The sequence below is a fragment of the Acidovorax facilis genome (assembly GCF_050626955.1).
GTDB classification, from domain to species: domain Bacteria; phylum Pseudomonadota; class Gammaproteobacteria; order Burkholderiales; family Burkholderiaceae_C; genus Acidovorax; species Acidovorax facilis.
In genome coordinates, this window is record NZ_CP192461.1 from 68,385 (window position 1) to 84,853 (window position 16,469).

Below are 16,469 nucleotides of genomic sequence, written 5' to 3' on the forward strand. Positions count from 1 at the left end.
GGGGCGCCATGACTGACACCGCAGGACGCGCTCTGGGCGGCACCCCGGTTGTCGATGACCATGGCCACGCGCTCGAGGCGCCCGAAGCCGCCGCGCTGCGGCGCCGGCGCGGGCGTCCGACTGGCGCGCGGGCGAAGACCACGGAGCGGCCCATCACCGCGGATGACGTCGCCTTCCTTCGCGCCACCGTGCAGGGCGTGGATGCGCGCGTAGCCGCTGAGCAGTATCTATCCTACCTGGGCGTGGCGATCGAGCGCAAAGCGGCCGACAGCTACGGCGATCAGCTGCGCGGGCGCGTCCTTGCGATGGCCTCGACCTGGCCAGAGCTTGCCGAGCAGGCGGCCATCGTGTGGCCGGAGGGCGCTGACCCCGCGGTGAGGGGGGCGGATCAAGCTCCCGCGCCCCCGGCCCCGGGCGAGTCGGCGGCGGATACCCGCCCTAGTTTGCAGGAATTCGCGGGGCGGTTCGACGCCGACATGTACTCTGAAGCCGAGCTCATTGAGCTGTATGAGGAGGAGTTTGGTGCGGCTGCGTCGCACACCGAAGTCACACGCCCTGCCCCGGCGGCAAGCCCGGCAAATGCCCAGGCTGGCGCAGGCGACTTCCGCCGCAAGCTGCACGCGCTGGACTGGATGGACCGACGCCTCGCGGTGCGGCCGCAGCGAGAGGATGCGGTCGCGCAATGGCTCCAACTAACACCGGCGCAGACGCAGGCACTGCGCGATGCCGGGGTGGTCAACCTGGGCAACTTGCGCGACTGGATGGCGCTCAAAGGCGTGCGCTGGTGGAATTCGATACCCCGGTACGGGCGGGTGCGCGGGCGCAGACTGCAAGGATGGCTGGACCAAAGCGGCATCCTGCCCGACAAAGGCCTGGAGTATCCGATGCGCGCCCCGGCCGGTGAGATCCAGGAATACCGCGGCCAGCTCGTGCCCTTCGGAGAAATGATATGGCCGCCGGCGTTGCGGGGCGCGGTTGGCGGCTTTCGCGGAACGATGAATACGCTGGGTGCTCAAGACGACCTGCAGGCGATACAGCGGTGGTTCGACACCTTGCGCGACAACAGCCCGGCGACACAAGAGGCCTACAGGCGCGCGATCGAGCGGCTGGCGCTGTGGGCGATCACCGAGCGCGGCCGAGCGATCTCGGCACTGGAGTCACCTGACCTGCAGATGTTCTTCGATTTCTTGCGAGCGCCGCCTGCCCACTGGGTCCAGGTGCGCGTCCGCACGCGGGCAGCCTCCGACTGGCGTCCCCTTAGAGGCCCACTCAGCGCAGCGAGCATGCTGCAGACCAGCGCGGCGGTGCGTCAGATGCTCACCTACTGGTATGGCACGGGCTACCTGGCACTCAACCCGGCGGTGGGCATGCGGGGGCCCAAGCGCACCGAGGTCAAGATGGACGTCATGCGCTCGTTCAGCGCCCAAGACAAGGAAGTCATCCGCACTGTGGTGACCAGCATGGACGATGGACCGCGCAAGCGCCGGCTCATTGCGATGATCCGGCTGCTGCAGACAGCAGGCCTGCGCCGCGACGAGGCTGCCAGAATGACCTGGTCGCATCTCGAGCGCATGCGCATCGATGGCGAGGCCTCCGACAGCTGGGCGCTGCGTTTCGAGGGGAAGGGCAAGCGGGAGCGGATCGTTCCGCTGCAGGATGCAACGATCGAAGCGCTGCAGGCACACCGTGCCGACCGTATCGCGCTCGCCGAGTCGGGTGACTTGAATGTGTTCAAGAACCTGGAGCCCTCAACGATGCCGCTGCTGGGCATTCTCGATGAGCGGCTAGCCGGAAAGAGCGAAGGAAGCGACGGCGACATGCCCCACAACGCACGGCGAGAAGGGAATGCCGACGGCGGATTGAGCGCGGCGCGCATCTACGGGCTGCTCAAGGAGTTCTTTAGGAAATGCGCGAAGATCGCGGGTCCGAAGAGCTCGGATTTTCTGGCGGCCTCCACGCACTGGATGCGCCACACCTTTGCGCATGACACGATTGCGGCCAGCGATGGGCAGGATGGCGCACTGTCGGTGGCGCAGGCGCTGCTGGGCCATGCTGACATCAACACCACGATGATCTATGTGAAGGCAGAGCTGTCGTCGCGCAAGGAGACCGTGGACAAGATCCAGTCCATTGTTTGAGTCATGCACTTTGCACTTCCTCAGGTCTTGAAGTTTCCTTTGGCGGTGAAGATGTAGAAGTAGCCGATGCCGGTTCCGCCTGGTGTCGACAAACTGCAGTCACTATCAACACTAAGGCGATCCCACGACACGAGGCCTTTAGTGCCAGCCTTCACTGCCTTGTCCTCGGCGTCTCGCTTTGCCCTATTGCACCCTTCGACGGGATTCGGAGGATTGATTGAGCCCGCTGCAATTGCGGCGGTGCCTTCAATCTTCTTAGTTTGGGCGTGTGCGACGCAGCAAGCCGCCATTCCAACGCAGACGACTAGAAATGACCTGTTCAGGCGTTTCATGAGGACTCCTTTGATGGTGTTCAAGCCTTCGATATATGCCGACGCAGGCGCCCGCCGCCAGTCACGTAGGGCCGCTTCAAACGCTATGCATTGAACAACTGGATGCTGCTCACGACAAGCGCAACCAGGGCCACCACGAGAGCAGCGGCCGCGACCAACAGGTTTGCAGTGGCGCTAACTCGCGCGAAGTGGAAGCTCCGCATCTGACTGATCGCTTTTTGAGGGTCGGCAGGGATTTATGCAAAAAACCGCAGAAACGAGCTTAATTTATTGTCTCTATTGGGGTTTTTCTTCCTTAGTAGTTGGCTGCTCGCCCCTTCGTCTGAGTCAATCGTCGCCCGATCTGCGCCTACAGTCACTGAACTGACTCGCTCCAGCATGCGGGCAAGAACCTGCTCTTGAGCCGTGACCGATGACCGAGCACCACGTATGTGTCATCGATCTCGCTGCAGCCCACTTCCCGAAAACTACTGAGGCAAGTTGATGAACTTGTCATTGCAGTAGATGGCTTCAAGCTTTGCGTATCGCCTGATCTCCTCCGAGCTATCGTTGCTATACACAGCGGATACCACCCTGTTGTAGAAGAACCGCTTGTAGCCGACGTACCCACCGTACGAGTTCTTTGAGTTCAACTCGCCACACAAAGTAGGCACGGTCTTGTTGCTGATGTACATGTCCCGGTATCGCACAGAATCGGGATCTTTGAACGCGTCGGAAACGACACGCTTGGCCGACCGAACAAAGACCTCATGGTTGCCATTCCGAATTTGTGCCGCGTCGGCCTCCGCCAGCGCCAACCTACGCTTGTAGGAGGTATCGGCCAATCTGTAATCTGCCAGCGTGTAAGTCCGACCATCAGCCCAGATACGATCAATCTCTGAGCTGACGATACTCACTGAGCACACGATTTCCTGGCCATTGTTTGCGAGCGCAACATTAACCGCGCCCTGGGCGCTCAAGTGCGCCCCGCCATCATCCCTGAGATCCGTTCCCAGTGGAAACTCTCTCGCGCAGGTGTCTCGATACTTGCCAAACGACTCTGCCGCCGCGCGGCGCGATGCTTCGACCTCGCGCATGATCTGAAGCTGCTGCTCTGTGGTCATCGTGCCATTGTTGGCACAGCCAGACAGCACGCAAAGCGCGAGCACTGTATACCCTACGGTCTTCATCTCTCTCTCCTTCTTGAGCTTCGTCGGCTGCATTTTTTCAACTCAGCTTCTTGAGTGAGCTACTTGAAAGCTCTTCGAGCAGATCATGGCAAGCGGATACTTCGGGTTGACCTACTCGCGCCCTGTGCGTGTTGTGTTCTCGCTCAATGGCAACCATCTGGCGCACTCGTTTTTCTACACCTGAAAACTCATCACTCAGATCCTCGAGTGCATTGCGAATTCGCCCAAGTCTGATAGTGGCGCGTTTCGCCATGTCCTCAATTTCTACCCAAGCCGCTATCTCCTGTGACTCATAGTGGTCACAGATCACCTTAAGGCGCTTGCGAAAAACTTTAATCTCGGAATCGATTTTCAGTCGATGGCTTTGTTGGTTTCCGAGAGCTAGGAGCCCTAGCTCAAGAAGTCGATCCAAGTAGTACGGGGGAATGTCTCGCGGCACCTGAGTCAGTACCAGTTCACCATCGCTCGTGAAAATATCCGCAGGGGCGGATTCATTCTTTTGATCCCCGAGAGAGTGCATCCCTCTTTGGTCAAGGATGGCTTCACATTCTGGCGACAGCGCTTCGACGTGACGTTCGTTTTTTCCCATTCTCTTCCCCTGTCTTGCTTGTTGCGTAAATTGCTCGGGTACATGTGCCCTATGTTAAGGCGTTTTTATGTGGAGCCTGAAGTTCTTTTCAGCATGAGCCAGTAGCTCATCCTTGAGGGGGCGAAACTTGGATGAATCCTGACGTACCAAAAATGCCTTGAACGTGTTTATTGAATATGCAGCAGGCCCAAGCCCAAGGTTAAAAACAGCGAGTGCTGCGGGCTGGCTCAAGCCGCTGGCATCCACCAATTCGCGTAGACGGTCGTTGTTTGTTTTGGCAGGGTTCATGTACCCATTGTGCCAATGCTATGCAGGGTCCGCAAACATGGCGTTCGAGGGCGCATCGCTCACATCGACCTGCCGTTGCGAGCAGTCGATGCTGGAGGGCACCTGGAGGTGCGCCGCGGCGCCCATGTTGCTCGTGGTGGCCTGCACCCTGCTCGCGAAGGCCGGCACCAGAACTGAGTGAGCCGGAGTGGAGGCGGCGATCAACGCGTCTCAGGAAGAGGATCTGGCATGTGTGCTTGGTCATGCTGTCCAGCAGGCCGTAGCTGAACCAGCGGGCGGGCCTCTGCGGCAAAGTTTGCGAACTGGACGATGTGCTGCTTGGCCGCTTCGTCGGCACGGTCAAATAGACGCAGTAGTTCAGCATGGCGCTCGGTCACGCGATAAACGGTGCCCTTTGGCTTAGGCTTTGGCGGTCCGACGAATGGTGTAGGAACTCTGGGCCTTAGGAATCCCGTCGCCCTCCATCTGGCCAAGTCCACTCGTTTCCAGCGTTGTCGTCGCGCGTGAAGTTCCAGTTCAAGCAGGTGGACGATGAAGTGTCGGGTGTCTGAAGATGCACCGATTGCGGTGCTCTGGGCGATAGCCTCTATGACCTCGGGATCAATCTCTACTCTTAAGTGGTCCTGCGCGAACTGGATGGCCAATTGAGGTGGGATGCGCAGCGGGTAGGGATGCTCAGATCGCTCAATGTAGTGGTTGGCAAGAGCAGCAAACGCTGCGTGTCTGCCGCGCAAAGCCGCTAGCAGTTCTGCAGACGGGAAGTCAATGTTCAGTAGACCAGTGCAAACGTAGAGAATCTTTCCAAGCGGTGCTGTAGGGAAAAGTCGCCGATGCTTCTTGTGCCCACGTCCTTGCTTTCCCTGCAGCTGGACCGAGGTAAAGGCCTCTCGGCCTTCTCTTGAGATATCCATTTCGCACCGTTGGGCCAGGCGGTGAGTCGTGTAGGGCTTTCCAGAGTAGTCGCAAGCGCGCCTTAGGTACCGGTCTATCAGCGACGTTTCCATTCCCATAATGCGTTCCTTTCCAGCAGGCTTTTTCGTTTACCGATGTCAGTGTGGTGCACTCCGATGAGTAGCTCAAGGATGACTTTCGCTCAGCGAAAGTGAGTTTTCTGTGGTGAAAGTCGCGTCGCGCGGCCGCCACACATCCTGCACGCTTTTGATAGGTCGGGAGCAGCGAGTTGGATGAGAGGCACTCGCGGGCCTGCGACTCGTTCAGTGTTCCAGGCCTTCATATGGAGCGTCCCTGCGGAGTTCTTCACGAAGCGAGTGCATCCTCGGGCGGGCGAATGTCGGGCACGCCATATGATCGAGGGACAACATGTTGCCGACCGTACACATGCGCATTTTCCTCCGCTTGGTGCTCACCGCAGGTCTTCTCAATGTGGGGATCGGCTATGCCGGCATCGTGTCCACCGCAAAGCTACTCTGAGGCGGTAGCCACGTGATCTTCGACCTGTACGATGAACCGCCGCTGCTGCCGGAATGCTCTGGCCTCAGCGATTTAGGGGCAGCAGCCAGGTCAGAAGTGAATGGCTAGGCGGTGCCCTACGGCACAGGCTGTTGTATCGCTAGACAGGAGCCACTGAACCGACCGCGATCGGCGCTGGTTTGGAAGTTGGAGCCACAGACGTCCAAGCTCGGCTCTCAAACGGCGCGCCAACGATGGGCGTGGTCGGCTGGATTTTTGAAGGATAGGCGGTGACTCGATGAAGCTAAACAAGGCTTGGTGGGAGCATCTGGCGCCGAAGTCGATGATTGGACGGCGGCGCGAGGTTGAGCAGCTGCTTGAAGACTTCGTGCGGTCCTCCGACTACGGGCGGGAATGGGCGCGGGTGGCTGCGAATCCCCACGGCGTGTTTCGGCTCAGGACAGGCCAAGTGATACCCGTGGTGCGCATAATTTTCATGGGCAACCGTCCGGGGTTCATCTCTCCGTTCCGGAAGGGGTCTCCTCGTTTTCAGTGCAATAAGTGACGGTACGAAAAGCTAGCACTGGCGCGGAGGTGGTGTTGGTAGATCGTTGATTTCATTGACTTTCCTGTTCACTTTCAAATCTGCGATTCGTGGCGTCAAACCGTGGTCGGTTTCATCCATTGGTGCCAGTTATCGATGCATTTGGCCGCGAAGGCAGGATTTGGTCAGCATAGCGGTCAACCGGGAAGCGAAACACACCCCGCAAGTTGATGCTCTCCAGCCTGGTGGGCGCAATCTTCCCGATCAGTTCCGGTGGAATGACCTGGCGGCGGTTCGACCAGCGATCCAGGACCGCCTGCATCTGTGAGGTATTCCACGCCATCACGATGTTGGCCATCAGGCTCAACGCATCGGCCACAGCCTGCATTTCATCGACACGTTTGGCCTGCGCCGGGCTGATCCGGCCGGTATAAATGGCGCGCTTGAGGGCGTTAACAGCCTCGCCCCGATTGAGCACCCGGCGCAACTCGTTCCTGAAAGCGTCCTTGACAAAGTAGTCAGCCAAAAACGCCGTACGCAGCAACCGCCCCAATTGCACGCCAGCCTCATAGATTGGATCGCCCTGGGCGGCAGAACCGAACCGCGCAAGAGCTGCCACCGCACTGGCATGTCCGCTCATGACCGAGGCTGCCAGGTGCACCAGACTATCCCAATGCTTTTCGATCAAAGCGACGTCGACATTGGCTTCGCACACCGCAGCGATTTCTGCGGGCACTTTGGTGCCGCGTGGCACAAAGAGGTGGCGCTGTTTGAGTTCCTTCAACCGCGGGCAAAGATCAAAACCAAGCAAACGGGCATGTGACATGGCAAAGTCGGTGTAGCCATGGGTATCCACAGCAAGCTGGCTGGTCTCCAGCTTTTCTTGGCGGATGACACCTTCAATGGCCACGCCCGCCTGGCGCTCATTGAGCACAAAGGGCTGCGCATGGAAGATGCCCCACCGGTCTTTTACATGGGAGTAGATTCCAATGGAAGGTGTGTTGCGCCGAGGATCAAGCCGGGCTTGCCACACCCGTTTGGTGGTCTCCATGGTCATCATGTCAGAAGATGCCAAATCGGACCGCCCCCAGGTGGCGGCAATCGGGTGTCGCTGCATGAATTCCAGCACAGCCTGGCAGGCCTGGCTCAGACGCCGTTCGTCCCGCGCCCAGCGCATGGCCTGGCGAATGCTGGTGGCAGACAATTGCGGAATCATGCGCGCGCATTCGACCGCAGTCAGACTGGTGCCGTGGGCCATGATGCCGGCATAGACCATCAGCAGCTCGTCGGTAGAGCGCGGCTCACGTCCGAGCATGATCCAGCTAAAGCGCACCTGGGCGTCAACGGCCAGAATCACTTCCGGCAATTGAACCTCACCGATGCGGTGATCCAAAGCCGCGCGCAGCTTGGTCACTTCTGGGTCTTCGTCCTCTGCGGGCAATGGCGACAAATGGAGTTCATCATCCACGCGCAGTACGCCACTGCGGGCTGCAGCGGCCACCGCATCGACACCGGCAGTTACTCTGGCCAGCAAAGGCTTCAAGAAAGTGGCAGCCTTGCTGGGTAACGATAGACGGGCATAGTGTTTCTTGGACTCTGCCTGCCAACGCTCGTCCGTGAAGAACAAGCGCGCACGACCCCGAAAGCTCAGGCTGTGCTCAATCCAGACCGAGCCATTGCGCACCGCGCGGCGCAGGGCAAACAGGGTGGCCACCTCCAACGCCTGAAACGCCCGTTCCCGGTCTGGGCTGGAGATCGAAACCTGCCAGATCATTCCCAGACTTGGTGCCACCACTTCAACTGGCAGCTTTCTGGATCCTTTGAGATATAAAGCTTGCAGCTTGGCAAGGTACTCGATGGCAGGATGCTCGCCGGTGGCCTGCCAGGGCAGCTTTGCAATGGCGACGAGCAACGACCGCACGGGGCGAATTCCATCAATCAATCCCTCGCGGACCAGGGAGGCCCTGCTCGGTGGTTTGCGTTTCTGGGTTTCGGTGATCAAGGCTTCAAGACGGGCACGCAACTCAGCATCTGGCACCGCACCTTGCGCGCTCAAGGCAACAAGTTCGCCGAGCAGCGTTTTGTACATTGCGGCCCAATTGACGGTAGCGGGGACATCGGCGGCAGCCTGACGCCACAGATCGGCGATCCGGCGCTGCACCATAAGGATCAACTGGTCTGTGGTGGTGAACAGGCAATACCGAAGAAAGCATGCGACCTCCACGGTGCGCGCTGGCTCTTTGATCTTGGCTCCGGCTGAGGGCGGCCTGGAGACAAGTCGGCGCGCGTAGCGGCGCAAGATGAGATCGGGGATGTCTGCCAGGTGCTTATGAACGTCCAGCGTGTAAAGCAGGTCGATGCGCTCCAGTACCTCGCTGATTTGGCGGGTTGAGTGTTTCGCCGGTGCAGCCCATAGCCAACTCTGCTGGGTTTGTCCATCTGGGCGCAGCTCTGAAACTGAGGCTCGCCAGCGATCAAGTGTTGCTGGATCAACGCTGGCGGCGATGGCGGTGCCTGTTTCAACTTCAAGCTGGGCAAGTGCCGCCGCAATCAGTGTCCGAATTGCCCGCTCGTGCACGATCACCAGCTTGTTCTTGTACAGCCATTGACGCGCCCGCACGAGTAGCTGATCGCGGTCGGCGCAGCGCGCCACTTCGTCGCGCAGTTCACGTACCAGTGAGCGGCGCTGGTGCTCGCTCATCCACTGGAATCCAAGGACCGTGCAGGCTACTTGTTGGTGATCGAATAGCGTGCGCCCGCGTTCATACATGGCTCTCAGCGAGGCGACTTCTGGTGCTGCAATGCCAAGCTCGTTGCCAAGGTGGCGCCACAAGGCTACTGGAATTACCCGAAAGGCACCGAGCAAACGCCCACTCATGCGCAGGAAACCAATATGGAGCGCCAGACCAAGCTTGTGGGAATCACCTCGGCGTGCATTGATTGCGTCGCGCTCGGCACCATCGAAGGTGAAAAATGCCTTCATCTCGAAGTCGCTGATATCGCGGGGGAGCCCACGCATCCCCAAAAACGTTGTGTGCCAACCCTGCATCGTGAACCTCAAAAGTGGGAGGCCACCATACCCGTTTACAAAGCGAACAGGAAAGTCAATGAAATCAACGGTCTACCCAGACCACCCCCGCGCCAGTGCTAGCTTTGCGTACCGTCACTTATTGCACTGAAAACGAGGAGACCCCGTCTCTGGCTGCGCAGGCGGCGGCAGTGCTCGGCGAATGCCGCTGTGATCAGGTCGTGCTTGGTCCGGAAGAAGTAGGTGACCGCCGCCAGTGACACCTCGGCACGCGCCGCGATCTCCCGCTGCACCACGCGGTCCGCGCCCTTGCGGGCAATGGTCGAGAGCGTGGCGTCAAGGATGCGCAGCGCAGTCTCATTGGTCTGCGCCCGCTCGCGAGCGAAGGCGTCGATGCTGGCCCGGGCATCCGCCTTGCGCGTGACCGACGGCACGATGGGCTGCCGGCCCAGGCGGGCATGCAGCCGCGCGGTTGGCGTCGTGATCCAGGCGGAGCGGGCCGCCGGATCGGTCTCGCACAGCAGCAGGCCCGTCAGCCCCAGGGCAAGATCGGCCCAGGCTTCTGCCGCCACGGGGCCGGCGTCGAACTGGCGCGCGAGCCCGCACCAGAACTGCCGCTCCTGCGCGACCTCCTGCTCGGCCGCTGGCCGCAGCTGCGGTTCGCGCCCCGTGCTCACCTCGAGCTCCAGTTCGTCCCGCAGGGCCAGGATCTTGCGCTGCTCGCCCAGCCGCATCTGCAGCAGGGCGGCGACCATATCGGGCAGCTCCACCCAGGCGGGCATCTGCTCGAGGCAGCGCGCCAGCGCGTCGGCGCGTGCGGCCTCCATCCTGCGGCCCAGCTCCGCGTGGACGGCGAGCAGCAGCTGCTCGCGGCCGCCGAAATGGTAGTTGATCGCGGACGGGCTGCCCCCGGTCCGGGCGGCCAGGGACCGCGCGCTCAGCTCGGCGAATCCCTGCTCGCAGGCCAGTTCGAAGGCGGCTTCCGTCAGCCGGTCGGCATGGGCCGCGGTCGGCATCTCCGTGAACACCTGACGTCTCCTATTTTCGTTTGTTCGCTGCCCCTTGGACAGTACATCCGTTCCAATTCTATCCAAAGTACCCATTCAACTTGCCATGAATTGGCCCATAAAACCATTACAAGTCATCAATCCGTCATGGGGTGACCTTACTGTACATACGTTCTAAACACAGTGCGAAGTGCCGGCGTGGGGTCGGTTTCGCCCTTTCTGTCAAAGGTGCCGCCATGCAAGAGTCCGCCCGTTCCCATTCCCGCTTCACCGTCGCCGTCGTGCCCGACACGCAGAACTATGTGAGCTACCGCAACCAGCGCGCGGCGGGCTTCCCGTTCAACGCGCGCGAGCTGCTCTGGGACATGATGCACTTCATCGCCCGCAACGCGGTGGGCAATGGCGGTGAGATCGCTTTCGCCACCGCGCTGGGCGACATGTGGCAGCACCAGATGAGCGCGGACGTGGACGCAGCTCATGCGCGGCGCGGCCACCGGTCCATCGTCAGCCCCTTGCTCGCAGACCACGTGGCGCCTGCGCCGGAGCAGGTGCTGAACATCGAGATCCCCGCCGTCAGGACGGCCTACGAGATCCTCGCCGGCCAGTTGCCCTTCTCCGTGGTCCCGGGCAACCATGACCACGATCACATGTGGGCCGACGCCGACTACCCCCCGCAGCCCGGCGCGATCGACTTGCACCGCCTGGACCTGGCCAGCGTGGGCAGCATCCATTGCGGCTCGCTGGAGAACTGGACGCGCAACTTCGGCGCCCAGACGCCTTTCTTCAAGAACCAGCCCTGGTATGTTTCCTCGTTCCGGCAGGGCGCCAACAGCGCCCAGATCTTCACCGGCGGCACCCACCGCTTCCTGCACCTGGGCCTGGAGATGTCGCCCGACGGCGAGGTGGTCGACTGGGCCGAGTCGGTTCTGCAGGCCTTTCCCGGGGTGCCGACCATCGTGTCCATCCACGAGTTCCTCAATCCCCGGGGTGAGCGCCAAGCCGCGGAATGCCTGGACCTGTCCCGCCTGGACCCCGAGCGCCACACCCCCGACCGGCTCTGGGACAGCCTGATTTCCCGCCATGACCAGATCCTGGCGGTGCTGAACGGCCATTTCCATGGCGTGCGCCACCGCGTCGACCCGAACCAGCACGGCAACCAGGTGTTCCAGTTCCTCAGCGACTACCAGGGCCGCAAGCAGTCGCTTCGCGGCACTTTCCCCGACGCCACAGTGATCGACGGCATCGGCGACGGCTGGCTGCGCCTGATGGAGTTCGATCTCGACGCGCAACGGCCGCGCCTGCGCCTGCGGGCCTACTCGACCTACTTCAAGGCCTACGCGTCCGATCTGCCCCAGTACGCCGCTTGGTACGGCCACGAGCATCCCGAAATGTCGGAGGCCGAGTTCCGGGCACTCGACGACGTCGAGTTCGACCTGGTCGACTTCCACACCCGCTTCGAACGCGCCCGCGTCGACGGCGAAACCGCCAACGAGACGCAGATGGCCCAACGCGCTTGAGCGTTTCCCTGCTCCCCTTCTTTCCAAAGGCATCATCATGATCAGAAAGACTTTCCTTCTTGGCGCGGCCGCCCTGGCCGCCACCGTGTCGCTGCCCGGCCGCGCAGGCCCCGTCCCGGCGACCGTGGACAAGCCGGTGACCATCACCTTCTACAACTACAACCTGGCCACCGCGGGCCTGGGCGCCGATGGCACCCGCAAGCTGCTGCAGGAGTTCATGGCGGCCAACCCCAACGTCAAGGTGAACGCGGTCGGCGTGAACGTCGCGCAGCTGATGCCCCGCTTGCAGGCCGACGTGGCTGCGCAGCGCCCGCTCGACGTGGCGCAGGTCGCATTCGGTGACCTCGACTTCGTGGCGCACAACCTCGGCGCCCAGCCGATCGAGAGCATCGTCCCCGTCAGCGAGCTGGCCGCCAACAACGTGGGCATGGCGCCGAAGGCGTTGAAGCTGGGCGTACTCGACGGCAAGACCTACGCGCTCCCGTACACCATTTCGACGCCGATTCTTTTCTACAACGCCGACCTGTTCAAGGCGGCGGGGCTCGATCCCCAGCGCCCGCCGCAGACCTGGTCCGAGGTCAAGGCCGCGGCGCTGGCGATCCGCAAGAACACAGGCAAGGCCGGTTTCGTGGCCAGCCTGTTCGGCCCGAGCGCCTACGACTGGATCCTGCAGGGTGTGGTCCGCTCGAACGGCGGCGAGGTGATCTCGCGCGACCGCAAGACCCTGCGCTTCGCCGAACCGGAGTCGGTGGCCGCCATTTCGATGCTGCGGGACCTGAACGACAGCGGCGCGATGGAGAAGATCAACTCCTCCGCGGCGATGGAAGCGATGACGGCAGGGACCCTGGGCATGTACCTGGAGTCGAGCGCCGTGCAGGGCTACCTGCTCGCGGGCGCCAAGGACAAGTTCGATCTGCGCGCCACCACCATGCCGGCCTTCGGTGCCAAGCCCCCGCGGCCGAACAATTCGGGCAGTGCGCTGGTGATCCTGACGCGCGATCCGCTCAAGCAGCGGGCGGCCTGGGAGCTGACGAAGTTCCTCACCTCCAAGCGAGGCTACACGGTGATCACCTCGGAGATCGGCTACCTGCCGCTGCGCCCCGAGATCGTCGACGATCCCCAGTACCTCGCCGCCTGGGCCAAGGAGCACCCGATGGTGCGTCCCAACCTGAAGCAACTCGCGGTGCTCGAGCCCTGGGATCCGATGCCCGGCGCCAACTACCGGCAGATCGGCAAGATGATGATGGACGCCGTCGAGCAGGCCGTGCGCGGCCAGGGTGACGTACGCCAGACGCTGAAGGCGGCGCAGGATACGGCCCAGGCTCTGATGCCAAGGTAAGCGCGCGCCGCGCCCTGTGACCTCCCGCAAAGGACTCGCGATCCATGAGTGAGCTGACCCTGGCCTCGCCGATGAGCAGGCCCCGCGTCCGAGTCCAGCGCGCGCACCGTATCGCGCCCTGGCTCTACATCCTGCCGGCGACGGCCGCCTTCGTGGTCTGGGTCTACGAACCGCTGCTGCGCGCGTTCGAACTCAGCTTCTACAGCTGGAACATGCTGCCCACCTCCCCGCGGACCTTCGTGGGCTGGGACAACTACGTCCATATCCTGAGCCTCGACAAGCTCTGGCAGGCCGTCGGCAACACCGGCATCTCCACCCTGGGGCTGTGGCCGATCTCGGTGCTGCTGCCGCTGGCGGTGGCCATCTACACCGAGGACCTGCCGGCCCGCTCGCGCAATGTCTACCGCGCGCTGATCTTCGTGCCGATGATCATCGCGCCGGTGGTGGCGGCCACCGTCTGGCGCTGGCTGCTGGACCCGGGGCACGGCGTGCTCAACCTGCTGCTGCAGCGCGTGGGCTTCGCGCCGATCGATTTCCTCGCCGATCCGCGCTTCGCCCTCTGGACCATCGTCGTCATCACCGGGTGGAAGCTGACCGGCTTCTCGACGCTGATCCTCGCCGCGGCCAACGCCAACATCAATCCCTCGCTGATCGAGGCCGCGCGCATGGACGGCGCGAGCCGCTGGGCGATCGTGCGCGACATCCGCCTGCCGCTGCTGTCCTCCAGCGTGCTGTTCCTGACGATGATGACCATCCTGCTGGGGGCGCAATGGAGCTTCGCCTACATCAACGTGCTGACCCAGGGCGGCCCGCTGGGGTCCACCACCAACATCTACTACCTGTTGTGGGACTTCGGTTTTTCCAGCCTGTCCGTGGGCTGGTCCTCGGCGTCTGCGGTTGTGCTGTTCGCGGCCTTCGGCGCGATCGCCTTCCTGCTGCTGCGCCTGATCGACAGGTTTTCCTTCCATGACAACTGAGATGTCCACCCTCCCCGGGGCCGCGTTGGCGCGCCGCCCTGCGCGCGGTACCCGGCGCGTGGCGCGGGCCGATCACTTCTCCGGCCCGGTCGGCCATGGGGTAATGGTCGTGCTGTCCCTGGTGTGCGTGTTCCCGATCTACTGGATGCTGGTGAGTTCGCTGCGGCCGGCCAACGAGATCTTCGAGATGTCGCTGTGGCCCTCCAGCCTGTCCCTGGGCAACTACGTCCGCGCGCTCGACACGATCCCGGTGCTGCAGATGCTGGCGAACACCCTGGTGGTGTCGGTCGCAGTGACGCTGATCCAGCTGCTGACCGGCCTGCTGGCCGCCTACGGCTTCGTGCGCTGGCGCTTCCGGTTCGACAAGCTGATCTACAGCCTGATCGCGCTGACCTGGCTGGTGCCCTTCCAGGTGGTGATGATCCCCAACTACCTGCTGGTGGCGCGGCTGGGCCTGCTCGACAGCCTGGCGGCGCTGATCCTGTCACACCTGGCGTCGGCCTTCGCCATCATGCTGCTCACTCAGACGATGCGGGCCTTCCCGCGCGAGGTCATTGAGGCCGCACGCATGGATGGCGCGGGCCACTGGCGCATCCTGTGGCAGGTCATCGCGCCCAACCTGCGCGGCACGCTGGCCTCGTTGAGCATCCTGGTCTTCATCTCCACCTGGAACGAGTACTTCTGGCCGCTGCTGCTCTCGCGCACGCCGGAGAACAGCGTCATCCAGATCGGCATCCAGATGTTCATGACCACCGAGGGCACGCTGTGGGGGCCGTTGATGGCGGCATCGACCATGGCCAGCCTGCCGGTGCTGCTGATCTACCTGGTGCTGCAGCGCCAGGTCGTCCAATCCTTCATGAAGTCCGGCATCCGTTGACGCCGGGCCGATTTCTCTCAGCCTCTTCCGGAGTCCACATGACGACACTCGCCCTGCGCGGCCTCAAGAAGGCCTACGACGGCAAACAGGTGCTGCACGGCATCAACCTGGATATTCACGACGGCGAGTTCGTCGTGCTGGTCGGCCCGTCCGGCTGCGGCAAGTCCACCCTGATCCGCATGGTCGCGGGCCTGGAGGACATCAGCGAGGGCCAGCTCAGCATCGACGGCCAGTCGATGAACGATGTGGACCCCAGCGAGCGCGGCTGCGCCATGGTGTTCCAGAACTATGCGCTCTATCCGCACATGACCGTGCGCGAGAACATCGCCTATCCGTTGAAGATCGCGGGACTGTCCAGGGCGGAGGTCGCCCGGCGGGTGGCCGAGGCCGCGCGCGTGCTCGACCTCGAGGCCTACCTCGACCGCCGGCCCGCCCAGCTGTCGGGCGGACAGCGCCAGCGCGTCGCCATGGGCCGCGCCATCGTGCGCGAGCCGGCCGTGTTTCTCTTCGACGAGCCGCTGTCCAACCTGGATGCGAAGCTGCGGGTCCAGATGCGTATCGAGATCCGGCGCCTGCACAAGCGCCTGAAGGCCACCAGTCTGTTCGTGACCCACGACCAAGTCGAAGCCATGACGCTGGCGGACAAGCTGGTCGTGATGCAAGCCGGCCAGCTCGAGCAGGTGGGCACGCCCGCTGAAGTCTATGGCCGGCCCGCCTCGACCTTCGTGGCTACTTTCCTGGGCGCGCCGCCCATGAACCTGCTGCCGGCCAGCGTGATCTCGGCCACCCAGGTCCGGCTCGATGCCGCGCCGCAGCACCCCATCGCCTGTCCGCCAATTGCCCTGCCGGTCGGCGCACGCTTGACCCTGGGCATTCGCCCGGAGAGCGTTCAACTGGCTGGCGCTGGCGTCCCGGCACTGGCCGCCAGCGTGGAGTTCGTCGAGGAGTTGGGTGGCAGCCATGTAGCCTATTGCTGGATAGGCGATGTCCAGCTCGCCTTGGTTCTGCCGCGCGAGCAGAAGGTCAGCGAAGGCATGCGGCTACCCCTCAGCCTGCCGGCCCAGGCCCTGCATGCCTTTGATGCGCAGCACGGGCGGCGCATCGAGTTCTTGCGCCGGCCGGAGCACGCGCCGGACGCGCTCGCTCTGGCCTAGTTTCATTAGGGCCTGTTCACACTATTTTTACAAGTGCGAACGAGGTGAAAATAGTGTGAACAGGCCCTAGCCGCTCTAAGCCACCAAGTCCCACTTGTTC

The 16,469-nt window shown here is 62.5% G+C and carries 14 protein-coding genes; 7 read left to right on the forward strand and 7 right to left on the reverse strand.

All coding sequences use genetic code 11. The features are described from left to right. Positions 1-8: 8 nt before the first annotated feature. Complete coding sequence (locus tag ACQ4MJ_RS25670) at positions 9-2,138, forward strand: tyrosine-type recombinase/integrase (protein WP_431153386.1); 2,130 nt, start codon at positions 9-11, stop codon at positions 2,136-2,138. 20 nt (positions 2,139-2,158) lie between these two features. On the opposite strand, the gene ACQ4MJ_RS25675 is transcribed toward ACQ4MJ_RS25670, so the two are convergent. From ACQ4MJ_RS25675 to ACQ4MJ_RS25700, 6 genes are all read right to left on the reverse strand, one after another. Next, complete coding sequence (locus ACQ4MJ_RS25675) at positions 2,159-2,470, reverse strand: hypothetical protein (RefSeq protein WP_431153385.1); 312 nt, start codon at positions 2,468-2,470, stop codon at positions 2,159-2,161. A 467-nt stretch (positions 2,471-2,937) separates the two neighbouring features. Next, positions 2,938-3,639, reverse strand: a complete 702-nt coding sequence (locus tag ACQ4MJ_RS25680) for a hypothetical protein (protein WP_431173719.1) — start codon at positions 3,637-3,639, stop codon at positions 2,938-2,940. A 37-nt stretch (positions 3,640-3,676) separates the two neighbouring features. Beyond that, the gene (locus ACQ4MJ_RS25685) at positions 3,677-4,228 is read right to left on the reverse strand and encodes a hypothetical protein (protein ID WP_431153383.1); all 552 of its coding nucleotides are present in this window, start codon (positions 4,226-4,228) and stop codon (positions 3,677-3,679) included. Between the two features lie 54 nt (positions 4,229-4,282). Then, complete coding sequence (locus ACQ4MJ_RS25690; protein WP_431153382.1) at positions 4,283-4,516, reverse strand: hypothetical protein; 234 nt, start codon at positions 4,514-4,516, stop codon at positions 4,283-4,285. Positions 4,517-4,716: 200 nt separating this feature from the next. Continuing rightward, on the reverse strand, positions 4,717-5,520 hold the full coding sequence (locus tag ACQ4MJ_RS25695; RefSeq protein WP_431153381.1) for a hypothetical protein: 804 nt from the start codon (positions 5,518-5,520) through the stop codon (positions 4,717-4,719). 1,083 nt (positions 5,521-6,603) lie between these two features. Beyond that, the gene (locus tag ACQ4MJ_RS25700; RefSeq protein WP_236749979.1) at positions 6,604-9,468 is read right to left on the reverse strand and encodes a Tn3-like element IS1071 family transposase; all 2,865 of its coding nucleotides are present in this window, start codon (positions 9,466-9,468) and stop codon (positions 6,604-6,606) included. Here ACQ4MJ_RS25700 and ACQ4MJ_RS25705 point away from each other — a divergent pair. Continuing rightward, complete coding sequence (locus ACQ4MJ_RS25705; RefSeq protein WP_040214134.1) at positions 9,364-9,621, forward strand: hypothetical protein; 258 nt, start codon at positions 9,364-9,366, stop codon at positions 9,619-9,621. The genes ACQ4MJ_RS25700 and ACQ4MJ_RS25705 overlap by 105 nt on opposite strands. Here the strand turns inward: ACQ4MJ_RS25705 and ACQ4MJ_RS25710 are convergent. Next, on the reverse strand, positions 9,618-10,526 hold the full coding sequence (locus ACQ4MJ_RS25710) for a TetR family transcriptional regulator (protein WP_031942798.1): 909 nt from the start codon (positions 10,524-10,526) through the stop codon (positions 9,618-9,620). The two genes, ACQ4MJ_RS25705 and ACQ4MJ_RS25710, sit on opposite strands and share 4 nt — an antisense overlap. 215 nt (positions 10,527-10,741) lie before the next feature. Here ACQ4MJ_RS25710 and ACQ4MJ_RS25715 point away from each other — a divergent pair, with 215 nt between their 5' ends. From ACQ4MJ_RS25715 to ugpC, 5 genes are read left to right on the forward strand one after another with little or no spacing between them, the layout of a single operon-like run. Continuing rightward, entirely contained in the window at positions 10,742-12,022 is a 1,281-nt protein-coding gene (locus tag ACQ4MJ_RS25715; protein WP_066784141.1) for a hypothetical protein, read from the forward strand. A 37-nt stretch (positions 12,023-12,059) separates the two neighbouring features. Beyond that, positions 12,060-13,361, forward strand: a complete 1,302-nt coding sequence (locus ACQ4MJ_RS25720; protein ID WP_121423154.1) for an ABC transporter substrate-binding protein — start codon at positions 12,060-12,062, stop codon at positions 13,359-13,361. Between the two features lie 44 nt (positions 13,362-13,405). Then, on the forward strand, positions 13,406-14,338 hold the full coding sequence (locus ACQ4MJ_RS25725; protein ID WP_121423153.1) for a carbohydrate ABC transporter permease: 933 nt from the start codon (positions 13,406-13,408) through the stop codon (positions 14,336-14,338). 1 nt (position 14,339) lies between these two features. Beyond that, a complete protein-coding gene (locus ACQ4MJ_RS25730; protein ID WP_121423152.1) occupies positions 14,340-15,215 on the forward strand; it encodes a carbohydrate ABC transporter permease in 876 nt (291 codons plus the stop codon). 38 nt (positions 15,216-15,253) lie between these two features. After that, positions 15,254-16,369: a sn-glycerol-3-phosphate ABC transporter ATP-binding protein UgpC gene (gene ugpC / locus ACQ4MJ_RS25735; protein ID WP_121423151.1), complete on the forward strand. Its 1,116-nt coding sequence runs from the start codon at positions 15,254-15,256 to the stop codon at positions 16,367-16,369. Positions 16,370-16,469 lie beyond the last annotated feature (100 nt).

Excerpts from the sequence above, each read along its gene's own strand:
- ACQ4MJ_RS25720 (WP_121423154.1), top strand. The coding sequence starts at position 12,060 with ATGATCAGAAAGACTTTCCTTCTTGGCGCGGCCGCCCTGGCCGCCACC.
- ACQ4MJ_RS25725 (WP_121423153.1), top strand. The coding sequence starts at position 13,406 with ATGAGTGAGCTGACCCTGGCCTCGCCGATGAGCAGGCCCCGCGTCCGA.
- ACQ4MJ_RS25685 (WP_431153383.1), bottom strand. The coding sequence starts at position 4,228 with ATGGGAAAAAACGAACGTCACGTCGAAGCGCTGTCGCCAGAATGTGAA.
- ugpC (WP_121423151.1), top strand. The coding sequence starts at position 15,254 with ATGACGACACTCGCCCTGCGCGGCCTCAAGAAGGCCTACGACGGCAAA.
- ACQ4MJ_RS25680 (WP_431173719.1), bottom strand. The coding sequence starts at position 3,639 with ATGAAGACCGTAGGGTATACAGTGCTCGCGCTTTGCGTGCTGTCTGGC.
- ACQ4MJ_RS25715 (WP_066784141.1), top strand. The coding sequence starts at position 10,742 with ATGCAAGAGTCCGCCCGTTCCCATTCCCGCTTCACCGTCGCCGTCGTG.
- ACQ4MJ_RS25705 (WP_040214134.1), top strand. The coding sequence starts at position 9,364 with ATGGAGCGCCAGACCAAGCTTGTGGGAATCACCTCGGCGTGCATTGAT.
- ACQ4MJ_RS25675 (WP_431153385.1), bottom strand. The coding sequence starts at position 2,470 with ATGAAACGCCTGAACAGGTCATTTCTAGTCGTCTGCGTTGGAATGGCG.
- ACQ4MJ_RS25670 (WP_431153386.1), top strand. The coding sequence starts at position 9 with ATGACTGACACCGCAGGACGCGCTCTGGGCGGCACCCCGGTTGTCGAT.
- ACQ4MJ_RS25695 (WP_431153381.1), bottom strand. The coding sequence starts at position 5,520 with ATGGAAACGTCGCTGATAGACCGGTACCTAAGGCGCGCTTGCGACTAC.
- ACQ4MJ_RS25690 (WP_431153382.1), bottom strand. The coding sequence starts at position 4,516 with ATGAACCCTGCCAAAACAAACAACGACCGTCTACGCGAATTGGTGGAT.
- ACQ4MJ_RS25730 (WP_121423152.1), top strand. The coding sequence starts at position 14,340 with ATGTCCACCCTCCCCGGGGCCGCGTTGGCGCGCCGCCCTGCGCGCGGT.